This window comes from Sphingomonas sp. P3_C5, from assembly GCF_056402635.1.
Map to the genome: position 1 here is coordinate 461664 of NZ_JBFUHA010000002.1, position 15418 is coordinate 477081.

Annotated in this window: 15 protein-coding genes and 1 tRNA gene; 9 read left to right on the forward strand and 7 right to left on the reverse strand. The window is 64.0% G+C overall.

Translation table 11 applies throughout. The features are described 5' to 3' along the window. The first annotated feature begins 83 nt into the window (after positions 1-83). Positions 84-449 (forward strand): adenosylmethionine decarboxylase, encoded by a 366-nt coding sequence (gene speD, locus AC1DVS_RS08440; RefSeq protein ID WP_478021994.1) that lies wholly within the window; start codon positions 84-86, stop codon positions 447-449. Positions 450-478: 29 nt separating this feature from the next. On the opposite strand, the gene AC1DVS_RS08445 is transcribed toward speD, so the two are convergent. The 5 genes from AC1DVS_RS08445 to AC1DVS_RS08465 all read right to left on the reverse strand — a co-directional run bounded on the left by AC1DVS_RS08445 (position 479) and on the right by AC1DVS_RS08465 (position 6029). Further along, the gene (locus AC1DVS_RS08445; protein WP_478021996.1) at positions 479-910 is read right to left on the reverse strand and encodes a DUF7674 family protein; all 432 of its coding nucleotides are present in this window, start codon (positions 908-910) and stop codon (positions 479-481) included. Beyond that, complete coding sequence (rtcA, locus tag AC1DVS_RS08450) at positions 907-1944, reverse strand: RNA 3'-terminal phosphate cyclase (RefSeq protein ID WP_478021997.1); 1038 nt, start codon at positions 1942-1944, stop codon at positions 907-909. The genes AC1DVS_RS08445 and rtcA overlap by 4 nt, the downstream gene beginning before the upstream one ends. Positions 1945-2077: 133 nt before the next feature. After that, positions 2078-3304 (reverse strand): RtcB family protein, encoded by a 1227-nt coding sequence (locus tag AC1DVS_RS08455; RefSeq protein WP_478021998.1) that lies wholly within the window; start codon positions 3302-3304, stop codon positions 2078-2080. Between the two features lie 1086 nt (positions 3305-4390). Continuing rightward, a complete protein-coding gene (locus tag AC1DVS_RS08460; RefSeq protein WP_478022000.1) occupies positions 4391-5938 on the reverse strand; it encodes a vWA domain-containing protein in 1548 nt (515 codons plus the stop codon). A gap of 14 nt (positions 5939-5952) precedes the next feature. Next, positions 5953-6029 (reverse strand) — tRNA-Pro (locus AC1DVS_RS08465). Positions 6030-6587: 558 nt separating this feature from the next. Here AC1DVS_RS08465 and AC1DVS_RS08470 point away from each other — a divergent pair. The 3 genes from AC1DVS_RS08470 (at position 6588) to AC1DVS_RS08480 (ending at position 8875) form a co-directional block, all read left to right on the forward strand. After that, the gene (locus AC1DVS_RS08470) at positions 6588-6950 is read left to right on the forward strand and encodes a hypothetical protein (RefSeq protein ID WP_478022002.1); all 363 of its coding nucleotides are present in this window, start codon (positions 6588-6590) and stop codon (positions 6948-6950) included. Then, on the forward strand, positions 6947-8554 hold the full coding sequence (rtcR, locus tag AC1DVS_RS08475) for an RNA repair transcriptional activator RtcR (protein ID WP_478022003.1): 1608 nt from the start codon (positions 6947-6949) through the stop codon (positions 8552-8554). The genes AC1DVS_RS08470 and rtcR overlap by 4 nt, the downstream gene beginning before the upstream one ends. A gap of 78 nt (positions 8555-8632) precedes the next feature. Beyond that, positions 8633-8875 carry a hypothetical protein gene (locus AC1DVS_RS08480; protein WP_478022005.1) on the forward strand — a complete coding sequence of 81 codons (243 nt, stop codon included), beginning with the start codon at positions 8633-8635 and terminating at the stop codon, positions 8873-8875. A 97-nt stretch (positions 8876-8972) separates the two neighbouring features. On the opposite strand, the gene AC1DVS_RS08485 is transcribed toward AC1DVS_RS08480, so the two are convergent. Further along, complete coding sequence (locus AC1DVS_RS08485) at positions 8973-9548, reverse strand: hypothetical protein (protein WP_478022007.1); 576 nt, start codon at positions 9546-9548, stop codon at positions 8973-8975. Positions 9549-9851: 303 nt separating this feature from the next. Between AC1DVS_RS08485 and AC1DVS_RS08490 the strand changes: the two genes are divergently transcribed. The 4 genes from AC1DVS_RS08490 to AC1DVS_RS08505 all read left to right on the forward strand — a co-directional run bounded on the left by AC1DVS_RS08490 (position 9852) and on the right by AC1DVS_RS08505 (position 13292). Continuing rightward, on the forward strand, positions 9852-10652 hold the full coding sequence (locus AC1DVS_RS08490; protein WP_478022008.1) for a hypothetical protein: 801 nt from the start codon (positions 9852-9854) through the stop codon (positions 10650-10652). Between the two features lie 58 nt (positions 10653-10710). After that, entirely contained in the window at positions 10711-11529 is an 819-nt protein-coding gene (locus AC1DVS_RS08495) for a hypothetical protein (protein ID WP_478022009.1), read from the forward strand. 140 nt (positions 11530-11669) lie between these two features. Beyond that, a complete protein-coding gene (locus AC1DVS_RS08500; RefSeq protein ID WP_478022011.1) occupies positions 11670-12470 on the forward strand; it encodes a hypothetical protein in 801 nt (266 codons plus the stop codon). A gap of 561 nt (positions 12471-13031) precedes the next feature. Further along, positions 13032-13292: a hypothetical protein gene (locus AC1DVS_RS08505; protein WP_478022012.1), complete on the forward strand. Its 261-nt coding sequence runs from the start codon at positions 13032-13034 to the stop codon at positions 13290-13292. 148 nt (positions 13293-13440) lie between these two features. On the opposite strand, the gene AC1DVS_RS08510 is transcribed toward AC1DVS_RS08505, so the two are convergent. Further along, a complete protein-coding gene (locus tag AC1DVS_RS08510) occupies positions 13441-13971 on the reverse strand; it encodes a hypothetical protein (protein ID WP_478022013.1) in 531 nt (176 codons plus the stop codon). Positions 13972-14296: 325 nt separating this feature from the next. Here AC1DVS_RS08510 and AC1DVS_RS08515 point away from each other — a divergent pair, with 325 nt between their 5' ends. Next, positions 14297-15382, forward strand: coding sequence for a hypothetical protein (locus AC1DVS_RS08515; protein WP_478022014.1), 1086 nt, complete (start codon positions 14297-14299; stop codon positions 15380-15382). The last annotated feature ends 36 nt before the right edge of the window (positions 15383-15418 follow it).

Sequence of the window (15418 nt, forward strand, 5' to 3'; positions counted from 1 at the left end):
GCGGAACAGTGGATGCCGGAACAAGCCCGGCATGACGGTGGAGGTGAGCGAGCGGCCTCAAATTCAGGCACCAGGGAACAGGTGTGAACTATAGCGGCACCCACCTCCTCGCCGACCTGTTCGGATGCGACGGACTCGACGATATCGACCGCGTTGAGGCCGCGCTACGCGCAGCGGTGAAGGCCGCCGGCGCGACCCTGCTCGAACTACGCCTGCACGGTTTCGGCGAGGGCAGGGGGGTAACCGGCGTCGCGCTGCTCGCTGAATCGCACATCTCGATCCACACCTGGCCCGAGCACGACTATGCCGCCGCCGACATCTTCCTGTGCGGCCGCACCCATGATCTCGACGCGGCCCTCGCCGCCCTCGCGACCGGCCTCGCCGCCGATCGCTGCGAGGAACAGCGCATCACCCGCGGCTTCAGCGTGGGCGATCAGCTTACGGCGTAGCCAGCGCCCCGAGCGTGTCCATCTGTCTGCTAGTCGAATATGATCGGCGTGCTGTCGGCCCGGTATTTCTCGACCCGTCCCCAGTATTCTCGCGAAACCGGTCGCAACCAGCACCCGAAATCCGCGGGCTGTGTGGTCTGATGCAGCCCCTCGTTCTGCAGATCCTCCAACAGGCCGATCGTCGCCGCCTCCCGCACATAGGGATCGCCCTCGATGTGCCAGCGCTCGACGACATCGAAGACGGCAGGGAAAACTTGTGTGTCGCCTGCCGCCAGCTTGCCGATGAGGTGGCGCGCAAGGTCGCACAAAGCGAGATAAAGCGGCAATTCCACCTTCTCGTCGCGCCACTCATCGACAAAGCGCTCCCATGCCGGCTGGAAGCTCGGGTCGGCGACGAGCAACGGCTCGAACATGCGCTCACGTGGAGTCGCGAACACCGCCGGTACGACCGCGCCCGTCACCCGACCGTCACCCGGTGCGTCCCACCCGCCTCCTGGCTGATAACCGTCTTCCGGCTGAGGAAGCGCCCAATCACGTCGATCGCGGTCAGCAGATGCTGGCTCGGCTTGACGGTGGTGAACACGCCCCCGCCCGCGAGCGCGAAGGGCAGGATGAGCTGGTCAGCAAGATAGGGCCCGGCAAAGGCGGTCGATTCCAGATAGCCCTTCATCCGCCCGGCCGCGCGCTTCGCGACCTGTTCGGCAGGCACGCCGAACTTGCCGAAACCGCTGACGATCTCGGTGACATGCTCATAGCGCGATTCGAGCAGCAGGATGTTGCCTGGCCCGCGCTCCTCGGGAAGCTCGCGCACCGCAAAGGCCTGTTCGTGCCAGGGGAGCAGCCGCTTCACCGTCTGGATTTCGCGATCGGCGACGTCGAACGGCAGCCCGGCGACATAGGCGATCGCGGTCTGATCGAGCAACGCGCCGCGCTCCAGGCATTCGACCGGAGACAGCCGGGCAGGGGTGATATTCACCTCGATCCGCCCGCCGCCGCTCGGATAGAATCCGTGCCGCACCAGCTTGGCGGTGATGGTCGGCCCCATCCGGTTGACGATCGGGAGGAAGCACCGGTCGATGAACTCGAACGGCGGCGCGAGCATATTGTGCGTGCCGCCTTCGAGCACGACCCGCGACGGCGTGTCGGCAAGCAGGAGCGGCATCAGGATCGTCTGGAGGACGAGCCCGGTGCTGCCAGCGGTGCCAACCGCGAAATGATAATCGCCTGCCTGGACGGTGCCGGGCGTAAAGCTCATCTCGCGCGATCCGACGCCCACGCCCTCGCATACCCCGCCGCCGATCGCGCACGCGGCCTCGATCGCGGTGACATGCTGCCGCATCAACCCCGGCCTGGACCGCCCGCCGCGCACATTGGTAATCCGGAACGGCTCGCCCGTAACAAGCGACAGCGCGCACGCATTGCGCACGATCTGCCCCCCGCCTTCGCCTTCCGATCCGTCGATGATGATCATGTTATATTCCAAATTCTTCGTCATGCCGGACTTGTTCCGGCATCCATGCGTCCGCGAACGCTGTGCGTGAGATTTTCAAGGGCATTGCCAGGAGGAAAGATGGACCCCGGAACAAGTCCGGGGTGACGGGAGGATAGGGTGGTGCGCGCCAAGAGCGCTAGCCCTTCACGCACACCACCTGCTTCAGCGTATGGACGATCTCGACCAGGTCGGCCTGCGCCGCCATCACGGCCTCGATCGGCTTGTACGCCCGCGGGCTCTCGTCGATCACGCCTTCGTCCTTGCGGCAGGCGACGCCTGCCGTGTCGGCGATGTGCTCGGCGAGCGACACCTGCTTCTTGGCCTCGGTCCGGGACATGACCCGGCCCGCGCCATGCGAGCAGCTGTCGAACGATTCCGGGTTACCCAGCCCGCGCACGATGAACGATTTCGCGCCCATCGAGCCCGGGATGATCCCCAGCACGCCCTTCGCCGCGCGCACCGCACCCTTGCGGGTGACGAGCACATTCTCGCCGAAATGATTCTCCCGCGTCACATAATTGTGATGGCAGTTGACCGCTTCGAGCTCGGCATCGAACGGCTTGGCGATGACCGTCCGGATCGCACGGATCACATTGGCCATCATCATCCGCCGGTTGAGCGCCGCATAATCCTGCGCCCAGCCGACCGCCTCGACATAATCGTCGAAATGGTCGGTCCCTTCCGGGAAGTACGCAAGATCCTGGTCGGGCAGGTTGATATGCCATTTGCGCATATCCTGCTTCGCCAGCTCGATGAAATAGCTGCCGATCGCATTGCCGACCCCGCGCGAGCCCGAGTGCAGCATCACCCACACCCGCTGCTCGGTATCGAGGCACACTTCGATGAAGTGGTTGCCCGTGCCGAGCGTGCCGAGATGGACGAGGTTGTTCGTCTTCGCGAGCCGCGGATATTTCGCCACGATCTGCCCGAAGCGAGCGGCGATGGTTGCCCAGGCGTCGACGATCTCCGGCGGCGGGTCACCCCAGGCTCCGGTATCCCGCTTGGAGCGGTTCATCACCCGGCCAACCGGCACCGCCTTCTCGATCGCGGCGCGCACGCCCTCCAGGTTATCCGGAAGGTCGCTCGCCATCAGCGAGGTCCGCGCCGCCATCATGCCGCAGCCGATATCGACGCCGACAGCCGCCGGAATCACCGCGCCCTTGGTCGGGATCACCGAACCAACGGTCGCGCCGATGCCGACATGGACGTCGGGCATCGCCGCCACGTGACGGAAGATGAACGGCATCTGCGCCGCCCGAGCGAGCTGAGCCCGCGCCTTGTCGTCGACCGGCACGCCGCGGGTCCACATCTTGACCGGGAAAGCGCCCTCGGCCTTGCTATATTCGAAAGTCGCTTCGGTCATGATGACCCTCCTGTTCTTCTCTGTTGCATGCCGCAGCCGTGGCGACGAGGTGTTGGCGAGACATTTTCCGATGCTCTCCCACTGAGCTACGGGCGCGAGCCCGGCCGGAGTTGAACCGGCGACCTTCGGGTTAACAATGTAGTCCCGCGCGGCATTCGCCACGGCTGCGTATTCGGTGCCGGCGACGAGATCGGCGAGACAGTTCTTCTGAGCTACCCGGTTGCCCGGGGGTGGAGTTGAACCACCGACCTCCTGCTTCGAGGGCAGACGCTCTGACCTGTAGTCTCGCCAGCATTCGCCGGCATGTTGCGGTACTGGCGACGAGGTCTGGCGAGACATTTTGCCTGAGCTATCCGGTTGCCCGGAGGTGGAGTTGAACCACCGACCTCCTGCCCAAAAGCAGGCGCTCTATCCTGTAGTCCCACCGGCATTCGCCAGCATATGTTGGTTCCGGCGACGAGGAATACGTGAGACGGCCCCTTGGGGAGGGCCATCGTGGCAAGATGTAGTCCCACGCGGCATTCGCCGGATTGTTCTGGTGCTGGCGACGAGTTGTTTGGCGAGACACTACCAGCGCGTGCGCATCGTTTCCGACATGCCGCCCACTGGTCCCGAAAATGTAGTCCCACCGGCATTCGCCAGCTTTGAATATGGTTCACGGCGACGAGAATTGATCAGACATTACCTGCTCTACCAACTGAGCTACGGGCCCATGGCAGGCCCGGCGGGGCTCGAACCCGCGACCTGGCGGTGAAAAGCCGTGTAGTCCGATCGGCATTCGCCGTGATGTTCTTGTCGGGTGCTCTCCCACCCACTCCATCACCCCGGACTTGTTCCGGGGTCCACCGTGCCGCATTCGCCTCGAATGGGGTTCATGCGGACCGGTAGATGCCGGAACAAGTCCGGCATGACGGTGGATAGGTCGCGGTCGTGGCGACGATATCGGCGAGACGCGGTCCTTAAGCTACATCTCCAAGGCGGGGTTCGAACCCGCATCTCCCATCCGCCGTTGCCGGCTTCAGGGCGCTTTACTCGTCGGACCTTGGCAATGGATGTAGTCCCGCCAGCATTCGCCACGACCTGTTCTTACACCTCCGTTTGGTTGACGATGCTCACCCAATCCCGCGCCTCGCCAGAGGCGAACCGCGCGATCGTGTCGAACACCGCGTCGGAGAAACCCCCGACGTTCAGGATATCGGCCCGCCCAACAGCCTGGGTGGACCCGTGCGCCTGGATATCGACGCAGACGAGCTTCGCAGCCGGATTCCGGCCCTTCAGCTTGTCCCATTCGCGCATCGTCTCGGTCGCGCCGTGCCGAGTGGCATCCACCCAGCTGGCATTGTCCGAAACAATCACGACGAGATCCACCGCCGCCTTCTCCGCATTGAGCTTCGCCAGCGGCGCCGAGACCGCGGTCCCGCCTCCGCCGATCGCCGCCAGCTTCGCCGTATTCACGGCAAGGCGGGCAAACGGATCGAGCTTGATCGGCACGACCTTGACCTCGAACGGCAGCACCCGCGCCTCGCGGTTGGCCCGGAGCACCGCCGCCGCGACCAGAGCCGCGACATCGTTGCACGTCACCTTCGACGAGGCCCCCTTGCGGTACCCAGTCGCCGGCGAGGCCATCGACCCCGACACGTCGGGGCAAACGACAACCCGGCCGGCGACGATCGGCACGTTCGAGACCGAAGCCTCGAGCGCATCCTCGATCGCCGCCTGGACCTTCAACGGCACGCCCTCTCCAGCCGCGCCCAGCGCCATCATCAACTGATAGGGCAGGACCCGCGCCTTCGAGATCGCATCCTTGTCGGCAAGCCGCGCGGCAACCGCCTCGGTGACCCCAGCCACCGCGAACGCGCCGTTGCGCGCCAGCGTGTTGAGGTTCATCCGCAGCGCCTGCCAGCCCATCGTGCCGGCAAGCTCGCCCCACTGCCCGGCCGTCAACGGCAGGGCAGTCAGCCACAGGAACGGCACCGGCGGCAAAGGTCCCGAAGGATCCCGCTTCCAGGCCTCGAACGCCGCGATCTCCACGGGGAGCGCAGCGACATCATAAGGCTTGCCGATCAGCCACCCGTAAAAGGCGCGCCGCGTCTCATCCTTCGGGTTCGGGTGAACCATCCGGACGATATCGGCGAGCGACGGATCATTACCCGTTGCCGCGGCCATCAGGTCGCGCATCGAGGCCTGCTCCAGCCACTGCTTCACCAGCCGCTTCGGCCGCGTCCCGAGTGAAGTCCGCCCGATCTGCCCCGACCGCATGATCTGAACGAAGGTCCGGAGCATCCGGCCATTGTCGATCACGCGCCCGAAGACACGTACGGCAAGGTCGGGCTCGGCCACCGTCAGCCAGGCGGCGAGCAGGGCAGGCATGTCCTTCATCGCGCCGGCCTTGCGGGCATAGACCGCGCACCGGGCGACGAACATCGGATCCGCAGCCTTGGCCGCCGCGATCGCCTCGGCGAGATGCGTCTCGGCACTCGCATAGAAGCTGTCGTTAAGCGTTCCGGTCGCGGCAAGCTGGGCGAGCTTCGCCTCCGCCCCAAGGGCATAGGCAGGCGCGCCTTCGCGGTTCACGGTATCCGTGGCCGGAAGCAGCTTTGCGATCGCGGATGCGAAAAGTCCCTTGTTTGCCATCTTGCTAATCCTTCTGGTCAGGGCGGCTGGACTCGAACCAACGACCCCCGGCTTCCAAGGCCGGTACTCTGCGCAACTGAGCTACGCCCTGATGCAATCTCGTGTGCGATCCGGGGCGGCTGGCCCATTCCAGCCGCCCCTACCGCGCCGCCCTGCCGGATGTTCGACGAACCGGCGGGACATGTGGGATATTGCAGAGCGCGTGCCAAGTTGGGCAAAAGTGCAGGGAAATCGCATAACACACTGAGATAGATGCCTATAAAACGTACCGACGACCCGTCTGCTGGGGAGGCTCCAATCTATTGATCCGGCAAACCCTATCGACATATCTCCTATTTTATCCTATCGTATAACAATGAACGGCAGCATTTCCGAACGAACCCGTGAGCCGAAGGAAACGCTCGGCACCCTTGAGGGGCCGGTCTGGGTCTGCTGTCCACGCTGTGCCCGGCCGGCATCCATAAAGCCGCCACGATATTTCTGGCGGCCCTGGCAAGACCCCGCGACCCTGGTCTGTACCCATTGCGGTTTGTCCAAACGGGACGCGGCGTCCTTCATCGCCGGGCGAGCGCGACGCGGCTGGATAGACGGCTGGAACCGGCGCTGCGGCCATTGCGGGCGCCCGATACCGCATCGAATCTGGCCATTGGTGCGGGGGCACGGCGGCGGTGCCAGCGTGCGGGCACGCTGCGCCGGATGCAATCATGTCACGACCCACCCGGCGAGGCCGGCACCTGTCGGCGCACCTGACGGCTTCGATCCATGGTTCGATCTGCCGCTGTTCCTGGCCGAACCGGTCGGGCGGGAATTGCTGTGGGTGTGGAACCGGAAGCACATCGATCTGCTCGAGGCCTATCTCGGTGCTACGCTTCGCGAACGCGCGCACAACCCATACCACTACTCGATGGCCTCGCGCTTGCCGCGTTGGATGAAGCTCGCCACTGCACGCCCCCGGGTGCTGCACGCGCTGGCCCTGCTCCGCGCGCGGATCGAGCGAGAGGGCCTGTCATGAAACCCCTGACCGTCATCGGATTCCTCGGCTCAACCCTCGACGCCAGCAAGTTCGGCCCGTCGCGCTGGAACAAGTGGCGGCCATCGGTCGCGTTGACGATGCACGAGGATCTGCGCGTCGATCGCTTCGTGATGCTCCACGGCACCGCCCACACCCGCCTTGCCGAATACGTCACTGAAGACATCGCCAGCGTCTCGCCCGAAACCACCGTCGACAAGCGCGTGCTCGATCTCGTCGATCCGTGGGATTTCGAGGAAGTCTACGGCAAGCTGCTCGATTTCATGCGCGCCTATCCGTTCGATCCCGATGCCGAGGACTATCTCGTCCACATCACCACCGGCACCCATGTCGCCCAGATCTGCCTCTTCCTGCTCACCGAGGCGCATTATCTCCCGGGCCGCCTGCTCCAGACCCAGCCGGCGAAACGCGCCGACGACGGCAGCGCGCCCGGCACCTGGAACATCATCGATCTCGATCTTTCGCGCTACGACAGCATCGCCACCCGCTTCGCCGAGGCGAGCGCTGAGAGCACGTCATTCCTGAAATCCGGCATCGACACGAAGAACCCGGCCTTCAATCACCTCATAGACGAAATCGAGCAGGTCGCTGTGCGCAGCCGCGCGCCGGTGCTGCTGATCGGCCCAACCGGCGCCGGCAAGAGCCAGCTCGCGCGGCGCATCTACGAGCTGAAGCGCCTCAAGCACCAGGTCGCCGGCCCGTTCGTCGAAGTGAACTGCGCCACCCTGAAAGGCGACGGCGCGATGTCGGCGCTGTTCGGCCACAAGCGCGGCGCCTTCACCGGCGCCGCCGCCGATCGCCCCGGCCTGCTCCGCACCGCCGACACCGGCATGCTGTTCCTCGACGAGATCGGCGAACTCGGCCTCGACGAGCAGGCGATGATCCTGCGCGCCATCGAGGACAAACGCTTCCTCCCGGTCGGCGCCGACAAGGAGGCGGCATCCGACTTCCAGCTCATCGCCGGCACCAACCGCGATCTCGGCCGCGCGGTGATCGAAGGCCGCTTCCGCGACGATCTCTACGCGCGCCTCAACCTCTGGACCTTCGCGCTCCCCGGCCTCGCCGACCGCCGCGAGGATATCGAGCCGAACCTTGATTACGAGCTCGATCGCTTCGCCGAACGCGAAGGCGCCCGCGTCACCTTCAACAAGGAAGCGCGCGATCGCTACCTCGCCTTCGCGATGAGCCCAGACGCCCGCTGGGCCGGCAATTTCCGCGACCTCGCCGCGAGCGTCACCCGCATGGCCACCTTCTCCCCCAAGGGCCGCATCGACCGCGACTGCGTGGAAAGCGAAATCGCCCGCCTCACGCGGCTCTGGGCATCGGAAAGCGGGGAAGGGGATGACGGCCTCGACGCGGTGCTCGACGCCACCACCCTGGCCGAACTCGACCCATTCGACCGGGTGCAGCTCGCCCTGGTGGTGGAAACCTGCCGCAAGAGCCGCTCGCTGTCGGAAGCCGGCCGCACCCTGTTCGCCGCGTCACGGGCGCGGCGGGCGTCATCGAACGACGCAGACCGCCTGCGGAAGTACCTCACCCGGTTCGGACTGGAGTGGGGTCGGATATCGAATGCGCGAGGTGGATAGACACGAAATTGCAACGCGGCCCCTTGAGAGTGGCCCAATGCAGAAGATCAAGTCGCCACCTATCGGCTGGAGCCCTGAATGAAGTGGCTGGTCTTTTGCGGCAGGGTGCTGCTCGGCCTGGTGCTTGCTTGCGTCTTCTTTCTGGTATCAAGCCGCCTATTTATGGCGACGAGTTGCTGGCGCTGGGATCCCGAATCTGGGTGGAAACCCCCATGGGGCTGTGGTTTTTTGAGCGGCGTTCTCAGAACCGCCAACTGGATTGCGCTGGGATCCGCACTGCTCCTCCCGCTGTATCTTCTGACCAAAAAAGACGAGCATTAGACAGCAGCTCTCACACTTCGGGGAAGGCTTGGCCCTACTGCGTCACGAATGGAAACCTAATTCGGGGACATTGCCCTGAAGGTCGGGCGAGCGGCGGCTATCGCGCGTCGTTCGTCAATATGGGCTCTGACTCCTTGAGATAGAGCGCACCGCATACGCCCTGGATCTTGCCGAGATAATCCCTTGCGAGTGCCTCGCTTTCAAAATCGACGGTTCGGTGGTCGAAGTCGACAGCGCCCTTGCTCAGGGCTTCGTTGAGAACATGCGCACTTTCCGACAGCTTGAAGCGCAACATTGCCGTGCCCAGGGTTGAAAACCGGTCGCCGAGACCTGGGTGATCGTAAAAATCCTCGCTCACCAGTGGCGCACGAATTTCGCGCCCCGTCCAGCGCGGGCGGCCCATCACACAGGTGCGGGACCGTGCTGTCGTGCAGATCGACGGGATATATATTGCCCGTTCGACGCCTTTGGCTTCCTCGCCGCATTTGCGCTGCAGTCCTTTGCGCATACCTTCCTGATGGGCGTGGACGAGGAAGCTGGCGGGATTGAGCCAGGTTCGGTCGCTCGGGCCGTTGCGCACCTCGGAGACGGTCTCGAACGCACCATTATCGACCACAATGATCACAAACATTAGGAGTGCACCGAACGAGCCGATCAAGATCGCCCGCAGCACTCTCACAAGCCAGGCTCTCCGGTTCATTCCGCGGTTATTGCACTTCAACGAAGCGGACGCCATCTGCGCCGCAGACCGCTCGCGCTATGGCGCGGGACGGTGGGAACTGGCCACGCCGCACGACACGATGCGGTGGGAGACGCCGCTCGATATTTCGGGGACACTATACTTAACTATTCGACGCCTCCGACCTGAGCGCCTTTGGCAAGGCGCCGAGGCGCGGGGGCGCAACGGCGCTTCCATCCTATCGGCCGCCCCGCAAAACGCCCATCCTCGCGCTTTCCCGCAGCACGAGTCCCGCCGATGCGCACCCTGATCCTCGCCTGCCTCCTCGCGCTCAGCCCCACGCCGCTGATGGCGCAGGAAACCACCACCGGCACCTATGCCGAGGGCGACGTGACGATCCCGCTCAGCCACGGCGTCGCGCTGCGCAAGGACGACAGCGAGGGCATCCTGTTCGACGAGGCCGGCATCTGGATATTGCTGAGCAACGCCGAGGCCGGCCCGTCGGCGCTCGCAGGCGGCCTGTTCCCGCCGGTCTATGGCATGGTGAAACAGGGCAAGCTCCAGGGCCTGTTGTTCGTCATCAAGCCCGGCGACCATAATGCTCTGTCGATCAGCGTATTGGCGAACGGTGAACCGGGCTCCTTCCGCACGCTCAGCCTGTCAAAGTCCCCCGCGCTCTGGGACAAGCTCGTGGTCGGCCCGCACAGGATCAGCGGCACTTTGGTATCGGACGAGACCCATTTCAGCTTCGACCTGCCAATCGCTGAAAACCCGATCACCGCCGATCTCCACGGCGCGGCGGCACAGGCAAGCCCGCAGCTCGCCGCGCTGATGGCGAACGCCCGCGCCTGGATCGCCGGTGACCTCGATGCCGTGAAGGCAACCATCAGCCGCCGCAAACAGGCCGAGATCGACGGCTACACCGCCGCCCAACGCACCCAGCTCGCCGCCCAGGCCGGCCCCGACATGAAGGCGCTGCTGGCGGCAAAACCGAAGCTCGACCGCGTCGTCGTCCGCGGCGACACCGCCTCGATCAAGACGCCCGATGGCGGCGCCTATGATTTCATCCAGGAAGACGGGGTTTGGAAGCTCGACTGACACGCAAGTTGCCGCCGACCGCAAGACCCTCTAACCAGCGGTTTCGGGGGAAGAATTCATGGCATATCAGATCCAGACCGCACCGGGCGACAGCTTTTCGATCGGCCGGGTCTTCGGCCGCGCTTTCGCTGCCATCACCGCGAATCCGGGTGCTGCGCTCGGCACCGCCTTGCTGTTTAGCGGCCTGCCGCTGATCGGCTGTCACTATCTCGAGCACAGATTTGCCACGACCTCGATGACGACCGGGCAAGCCGGGCTTCCTCCGGGGTTCTGGCTGGCGATCTTCATCAGCCTCGCCATCTCCGTATTGAGCGCCGCTGTGAACGTCGTCGCCCAGGGCGCATTCGTGCCGCTCGTCACCGCGCAGGAGGCTGAGGAGCCGGTCGGGTTTGCCGATGCTGCCCGCGCCGGGTTCGGCGCGCTGCTGCCGCTGATCGTGCTCGGCGTGGTGATGAGCATCGGCACGACGATCGCGACTCTTTTCCTGATTATCCCCGGGATCATCCTGATGCTTACATGGTCAGTCGCCGGGCCGGCGCTGGCCGCCGAGCAATGCGGCATCATGGCTGCGCTTCGCCGAAGCCGGGAACTGACCCTGGGCGCGCGCGGCGGGATTTTTGCGGTCATGCTTGTGGTCGGCGGGGCAATGCTTGCGGCCGGCGCGCTCGCCGACCAGCTGACGGCCGGGTTTTACGGCGAGGCAGCTTTCACGCACCTGTTCGAGCACGGCTTTCCGGCGGTTTATGTGCTGGTCAAAGCGGTCGCCGATACACTGGTCACGGTGTTTGCGGCGGCGATGTATGCAGCACTCTATGTCGAACTGCGTCACTGGAAGGACGGCGCGCCGGCCGATGCGCTGGCAGAGGTTTTCGCCTGATTGGCGGGGCGGCGACGGGATTCTCCCCGATGGCTGCGCCTGTGATTTCACCGGCGAAGACGGCGTGTGGAAGCTCGACTGACACGCAAGTTGCCGCCGGCCGCGTGACCCTCTAACCTGCGGATCGGGGGAAAGAATTCATGGCATATCAGATCGAGACCGCACCGGCCGCCGGCTTTTCGATCAGGCGCGTATTGGAGCGCAGCTTCGCGACGATCGGCGCGCAACCGGCGCAGGTTCTGGTGATCGGCCTGCTGTTCTCGGCAATTCCCGGCGCGCTCTTCAGCTATGCCAACGCCCGCCTGGCCCAGTCGCTGACGTCGGGCGTCATTTCGCTGTCGCAATTTTTTCTTCTTCTGCTGTTTTTCGGCCTGCTGGGCTCTGTCATCTACGCTGTCCAGCAAGGCGTCCTGGTGCGCCTCACGGTCAGCTCCGAGGCTGGCCAACCTATTGGGGTCGGCACAGCGATGGGGCCGGGCAACATCCCGGCACTCGTCCTGGCCGGCCTGCTGCTGGGGGCCGGAACGACGCTGGGCTATATCGCGTTGTTCGTGCCGGGGGTCATCCTCGCGCTGATGTGGCTGGTCGTCCCGTCTGTGCTGGTGGAAGAGCAGTGCGGCATCCTGGCCGCCTTTGGTCGCAGCCGGGCGCTGACGAAGGATGCACGGTGGAGCATCTTCGGGCTGTTGTTGATACTCGGGCTGGTATTGGGGGGCGGCAATTTCCTGATACGAAGATTGCTGATCGATTATTACGGTGCCGATGCCTTTGCGCAGCTACTGCTGGGGCATGGCGTTCCTGTCGTCTACCTCGTGGCGCAGGCGATCATCGGCGGGACGGTCCTGACTCTGTTGGGGCTTGTCCACACGTCTATCTATGTCGAACTGCGCAACTGGAAGCACGGTGCGCCAGCCGACGCCCTGGCCGAGATTTTCGCCTGATCCAGCGGGTTGTTCGGGTTTGTCACCACGCTGCTCAGGTTGGTTTCCCATCGAAGCGATGAGCTTCTCGGCCCTGTTGTCACGCGTGAGACAGGATATTGAGCAGGCGCCCGAACGGATCATGCGCCCGCCCGCCATGGAGCGCCATCCAAGGCCATCGTTTTTGAGGGTGGCGAAAAAATGGCCCGGCCAGCAAGCTGTCCGGGCCAAGTAAAAGAGCCCCTGTTGAGAGCTCTTCGGGTCGCACAGCCCTTTGACCAGAAGGGGCGCGAGGGCGATTGGATGAAAGCGTCACATCCGTCCCCTTCGTCGCAATCTCGTCGCAGCGGACTCGTAGAGCGGGAGGGGGCGGGCCTGTTGCACGTCCCGAGCCCGCGGACATGGTCTGAGTTTCGGGGACACTATACTTAATACCCCGCGTAGGCCATGCAGGTCAGATCTGCGGCAGAGCACTCAAGCGAGAGATGCGGTCGGTTTGCGCCTCGGCAACGATACCTTCAGCATTTACCGCCATCTTTCAATCAGAACCCGTCTGCGCCAACTCGAACCCCGGAGGAATGAATGAAGTTGGCGCTCATTTTCTTCGAGTGGTTGCTCGCCCTTTTCGCCAGGACATTGCTCGGGGTCATCCTTGCCTGCATCGTCTACGTGCTGGTGGCGCGCTACGCATGGATGGGACTGGGCTGCTTTCGCTCGGATCCGGGAGCGGGGTGGAAGCCCCCTTTGAACTGCGGCGTTGTAAGCGGCCTTCTTGGAGTCTTCCTCCCCGTCACATGCGGGGTAGCTTTTTTCCTGCCATTCCTCCTGGGCAAAAGGCGCTAGTGTCCCGAACCGGAAGTTCGCTCGACCCGATTTCCAATCCGTCATGCCGGACTTGTTCCGGCATCCATGTCGCCGCAGACTGTGCAAGCGTTATGTATGCGGAACCCTGGACCCCGGAACAGGTCCGGGGTGACGCTGGCCCAACAAGCTATCGCGGGTCCGAGCCTCCGACCACCACGTTGAGGCTTGGGACGATATAGACAGCAGACCGCCCTGCGCGGCGATAATATCCGCCCTTGCGGTAGAGGTGCTGGAGTAGATCCTGGCCGTGGACATCGAAGTCGCCGCGGCTTCCCATGCAAGACAATCCTGGGCTGCCTCCGTCCCAATCCCAGCCAGTCGTTTCCGATGGCTCCCATTCGGGGGCAGATTGTGCGGAATGCTCGCCCTGAGTTGAAGGCGTCAAAAAGCTTCTGCCTTCGGTTTGAAGGCGATGTGCGGCCTCGGGTGATATTTCCACGACCCAATATTCACCGCCCATAAGCCAGTCGCATTGTTTGAAGGCGAGGAAATGACCGGCCTCGAGTTGTTGTGGGATTTCGGCGAGAATGCTGGATCTCGCTCGATATTCCAATGTTCCGCAAGTCCCCAGGACGAGCAGGGCGAGAAGCATAACGCCGCCAAAGACAGCAATGAATGCCAACCGGATCAAGCGGATGGCAATGCGGACGAGCGGCATGTTCAGTCTCTTTTAAAGGAAGTGGGCTTCTGGCGGGGAGTATGGTCCGGAGCCTGGAAATCCAGTGTGCTTCCTGTCAGCCTTTAGAGGAGAGGGCTGCTTCAATCGCCGCGACTTGCAGGGTTGTCGGCGGGAACGGGCTGCGCTGCCACCATGAAACGGCGTGCACTAAGGGTGGAGTTGCGCTCCCGGTGCGCAAGGCTCTAATCGCTCAGCCAGGCCCAGCCAGCATTTACGCTCCTGAAAGACGACGTCCCCGATAAGACCCCAGGCCTGGCGGCCGGCGGAGGGTGAAATGCAGTTTCCTAACGATGTACAGGCGGCATTGCTGTTCGACCGTCGTGTGACGTCGCTCGATGAGATTGTCAGCACCTTCCGCAAGGACGAGGAGGCAAAGAACGGCAAGCATTTCCATGTGTCATCGGCGACGCCGGGGGTTTTTTACCGCCTCCATGGCGAGCTGATGATCACCCTGGAATATGTGGATCAGCCGGCTGACATGGCCGTCTTCCAGCAACCGCTGGGCTCGGCGATCACCGGTCGGCTTTGTCCCGACATCCGTCAGCGCCTCGCCGCAAGCCGCTCGCACATTCTCATCAACGTCTCCCACGGCACGCTGGGCAGCCTCTCCAAAACGCCTGGAATCGCATCCATGCTGGCGTCGATCGGTATGCAGGAAGGCCATTCGCTGCCGGAGTTCAAGCGGCGGCTGGAGATCCTGGCGATCCTCACGCGCATCGCCAATGAGTGCACGCCCGCGCGGGTCGTCCACTGGACTCATAGCAACCAGCTCTATCCCGGCGAGCTTTTTGAAGTGGCCGCCGCCCAGGGCGTGCCCGGCCCCCTGGACATCCACCCCTGGCTGTTCGGCACGCCCCCGGCGCGCGGGGGCAAAACCCTTGTCGGTATGCGCACCTTTGGTGCCCGCCATTTCATCGGCCGCGAAATCCTTGTCGAAGAGAACGTCCTGCCCTGGGCTGCCAATTACGAAACGATCCTGACGTTGCTCAGGATCGCGACGGCCGAAAACGGCTATATCATACCGGATGGCGACACGTTCGGGCCTGAGGACGGCAGTCTGTCCTACCGCGTCATTCATCACGAAGCAGAGGAGGGCGATGTGCCACTCCTCGAGCTGGTGCCGTTGTTCTACCGCGAATACGGCTTCCAGACGGAGGACTTTGTTCCGTCGACACACGCTTTCGACACACGCTGCCCGCCGGCCGACCTGATGCCGGAGGACCAGGAGGGCAAGCAGGAACTCGTCAATGAATGGCGCGAGAAGCAGGCGTTGGCGGAAGGGATCGGCGGCCGCTTCGAGGTTCGTGCACGCGGCGCGGGCGGCGGCGCGCCCACGCCGCCCGCCGGCAGCCGCTTCCTGCGCATGTTCGGGCGCAAGGGCGTTTCCTGAGCGCCCTGGCCCTGCCGCCAATCCGCCGGAGTTCGA

Bases quoted from the DNA above. Each gene is read 5' to 3' on its own strand.
- rtcA (WP_478021997.1), bottom strand. From the start codon at position 1,944: ATGACGAAGAATTTGGAATATAACATGATCATCATCGACGGATCGGAA.
- AC1DVS_RS08455 (WP_478021998.1), bottom strand. From the start codon at position 3,304: ATGACCGAAGCGACTTTCGAATATAGCAAGGCCGAGGGCGCTTTCCCG.
- AC1DVS_RS08460 (WP_478022000.1), bottom strand. From the start codon at position 5,938: ATGGCAAACAAGGGACTTTTCGCATCCGCGATCGCAAAGCTGCTTCCG.
- rtcR (WP_478022003.1), top strand. From the start codon at position 6,947: ATGAAACCCCTGACCGTCATCGGATTCCTCGGCTCAACCCTCGACGCC.
- AC1DVS_RS08480 (WP_478022005.1), top strand. From the start codon at position 8,633: ATGAAGTGGCTGGTCTTTTGCGGCAGGGTGCTGCTCGGCCTGGTGCTT.
- AC1DVS_RS08490 (WP_478022008.1), top strand. From the start codon at position 9,852: ATGCGCACCCTGATCCTCGCCTGCCTCCTCGCGCTCAGCCCCACGCCG.
- AC1DVS_RS08495 (WP_478022009.1), top strand. From the start codon at position 10,711: ATGGCATATCAGATCCAGACCGCACCGGGCGACAGCTTTTCGATCGGC.
- AC1DVS_RS08500 (WP_478022011.1), top strand. From the start codon at position 11,670: ATGGCATATCAGATCGAGACCGCACCGGCCGCCGGCTTTTCGATCAGG.
- AC1DVS_RS08505 (WP_478022012.1), top strand. From the start codon at position 13,032: ATGAAGTTGGCGCTCATTTTCTTCGAGTGGTTGCTCGCCCTTTTCGCC.
- AC1DVS_RS08510 (WP_478022013.1), bottom strand. From the start codon at position 13,971: ATGCCGCTCGTCCGCATTGCCATCCGCTTGATCCGGTTGGCATTCATT.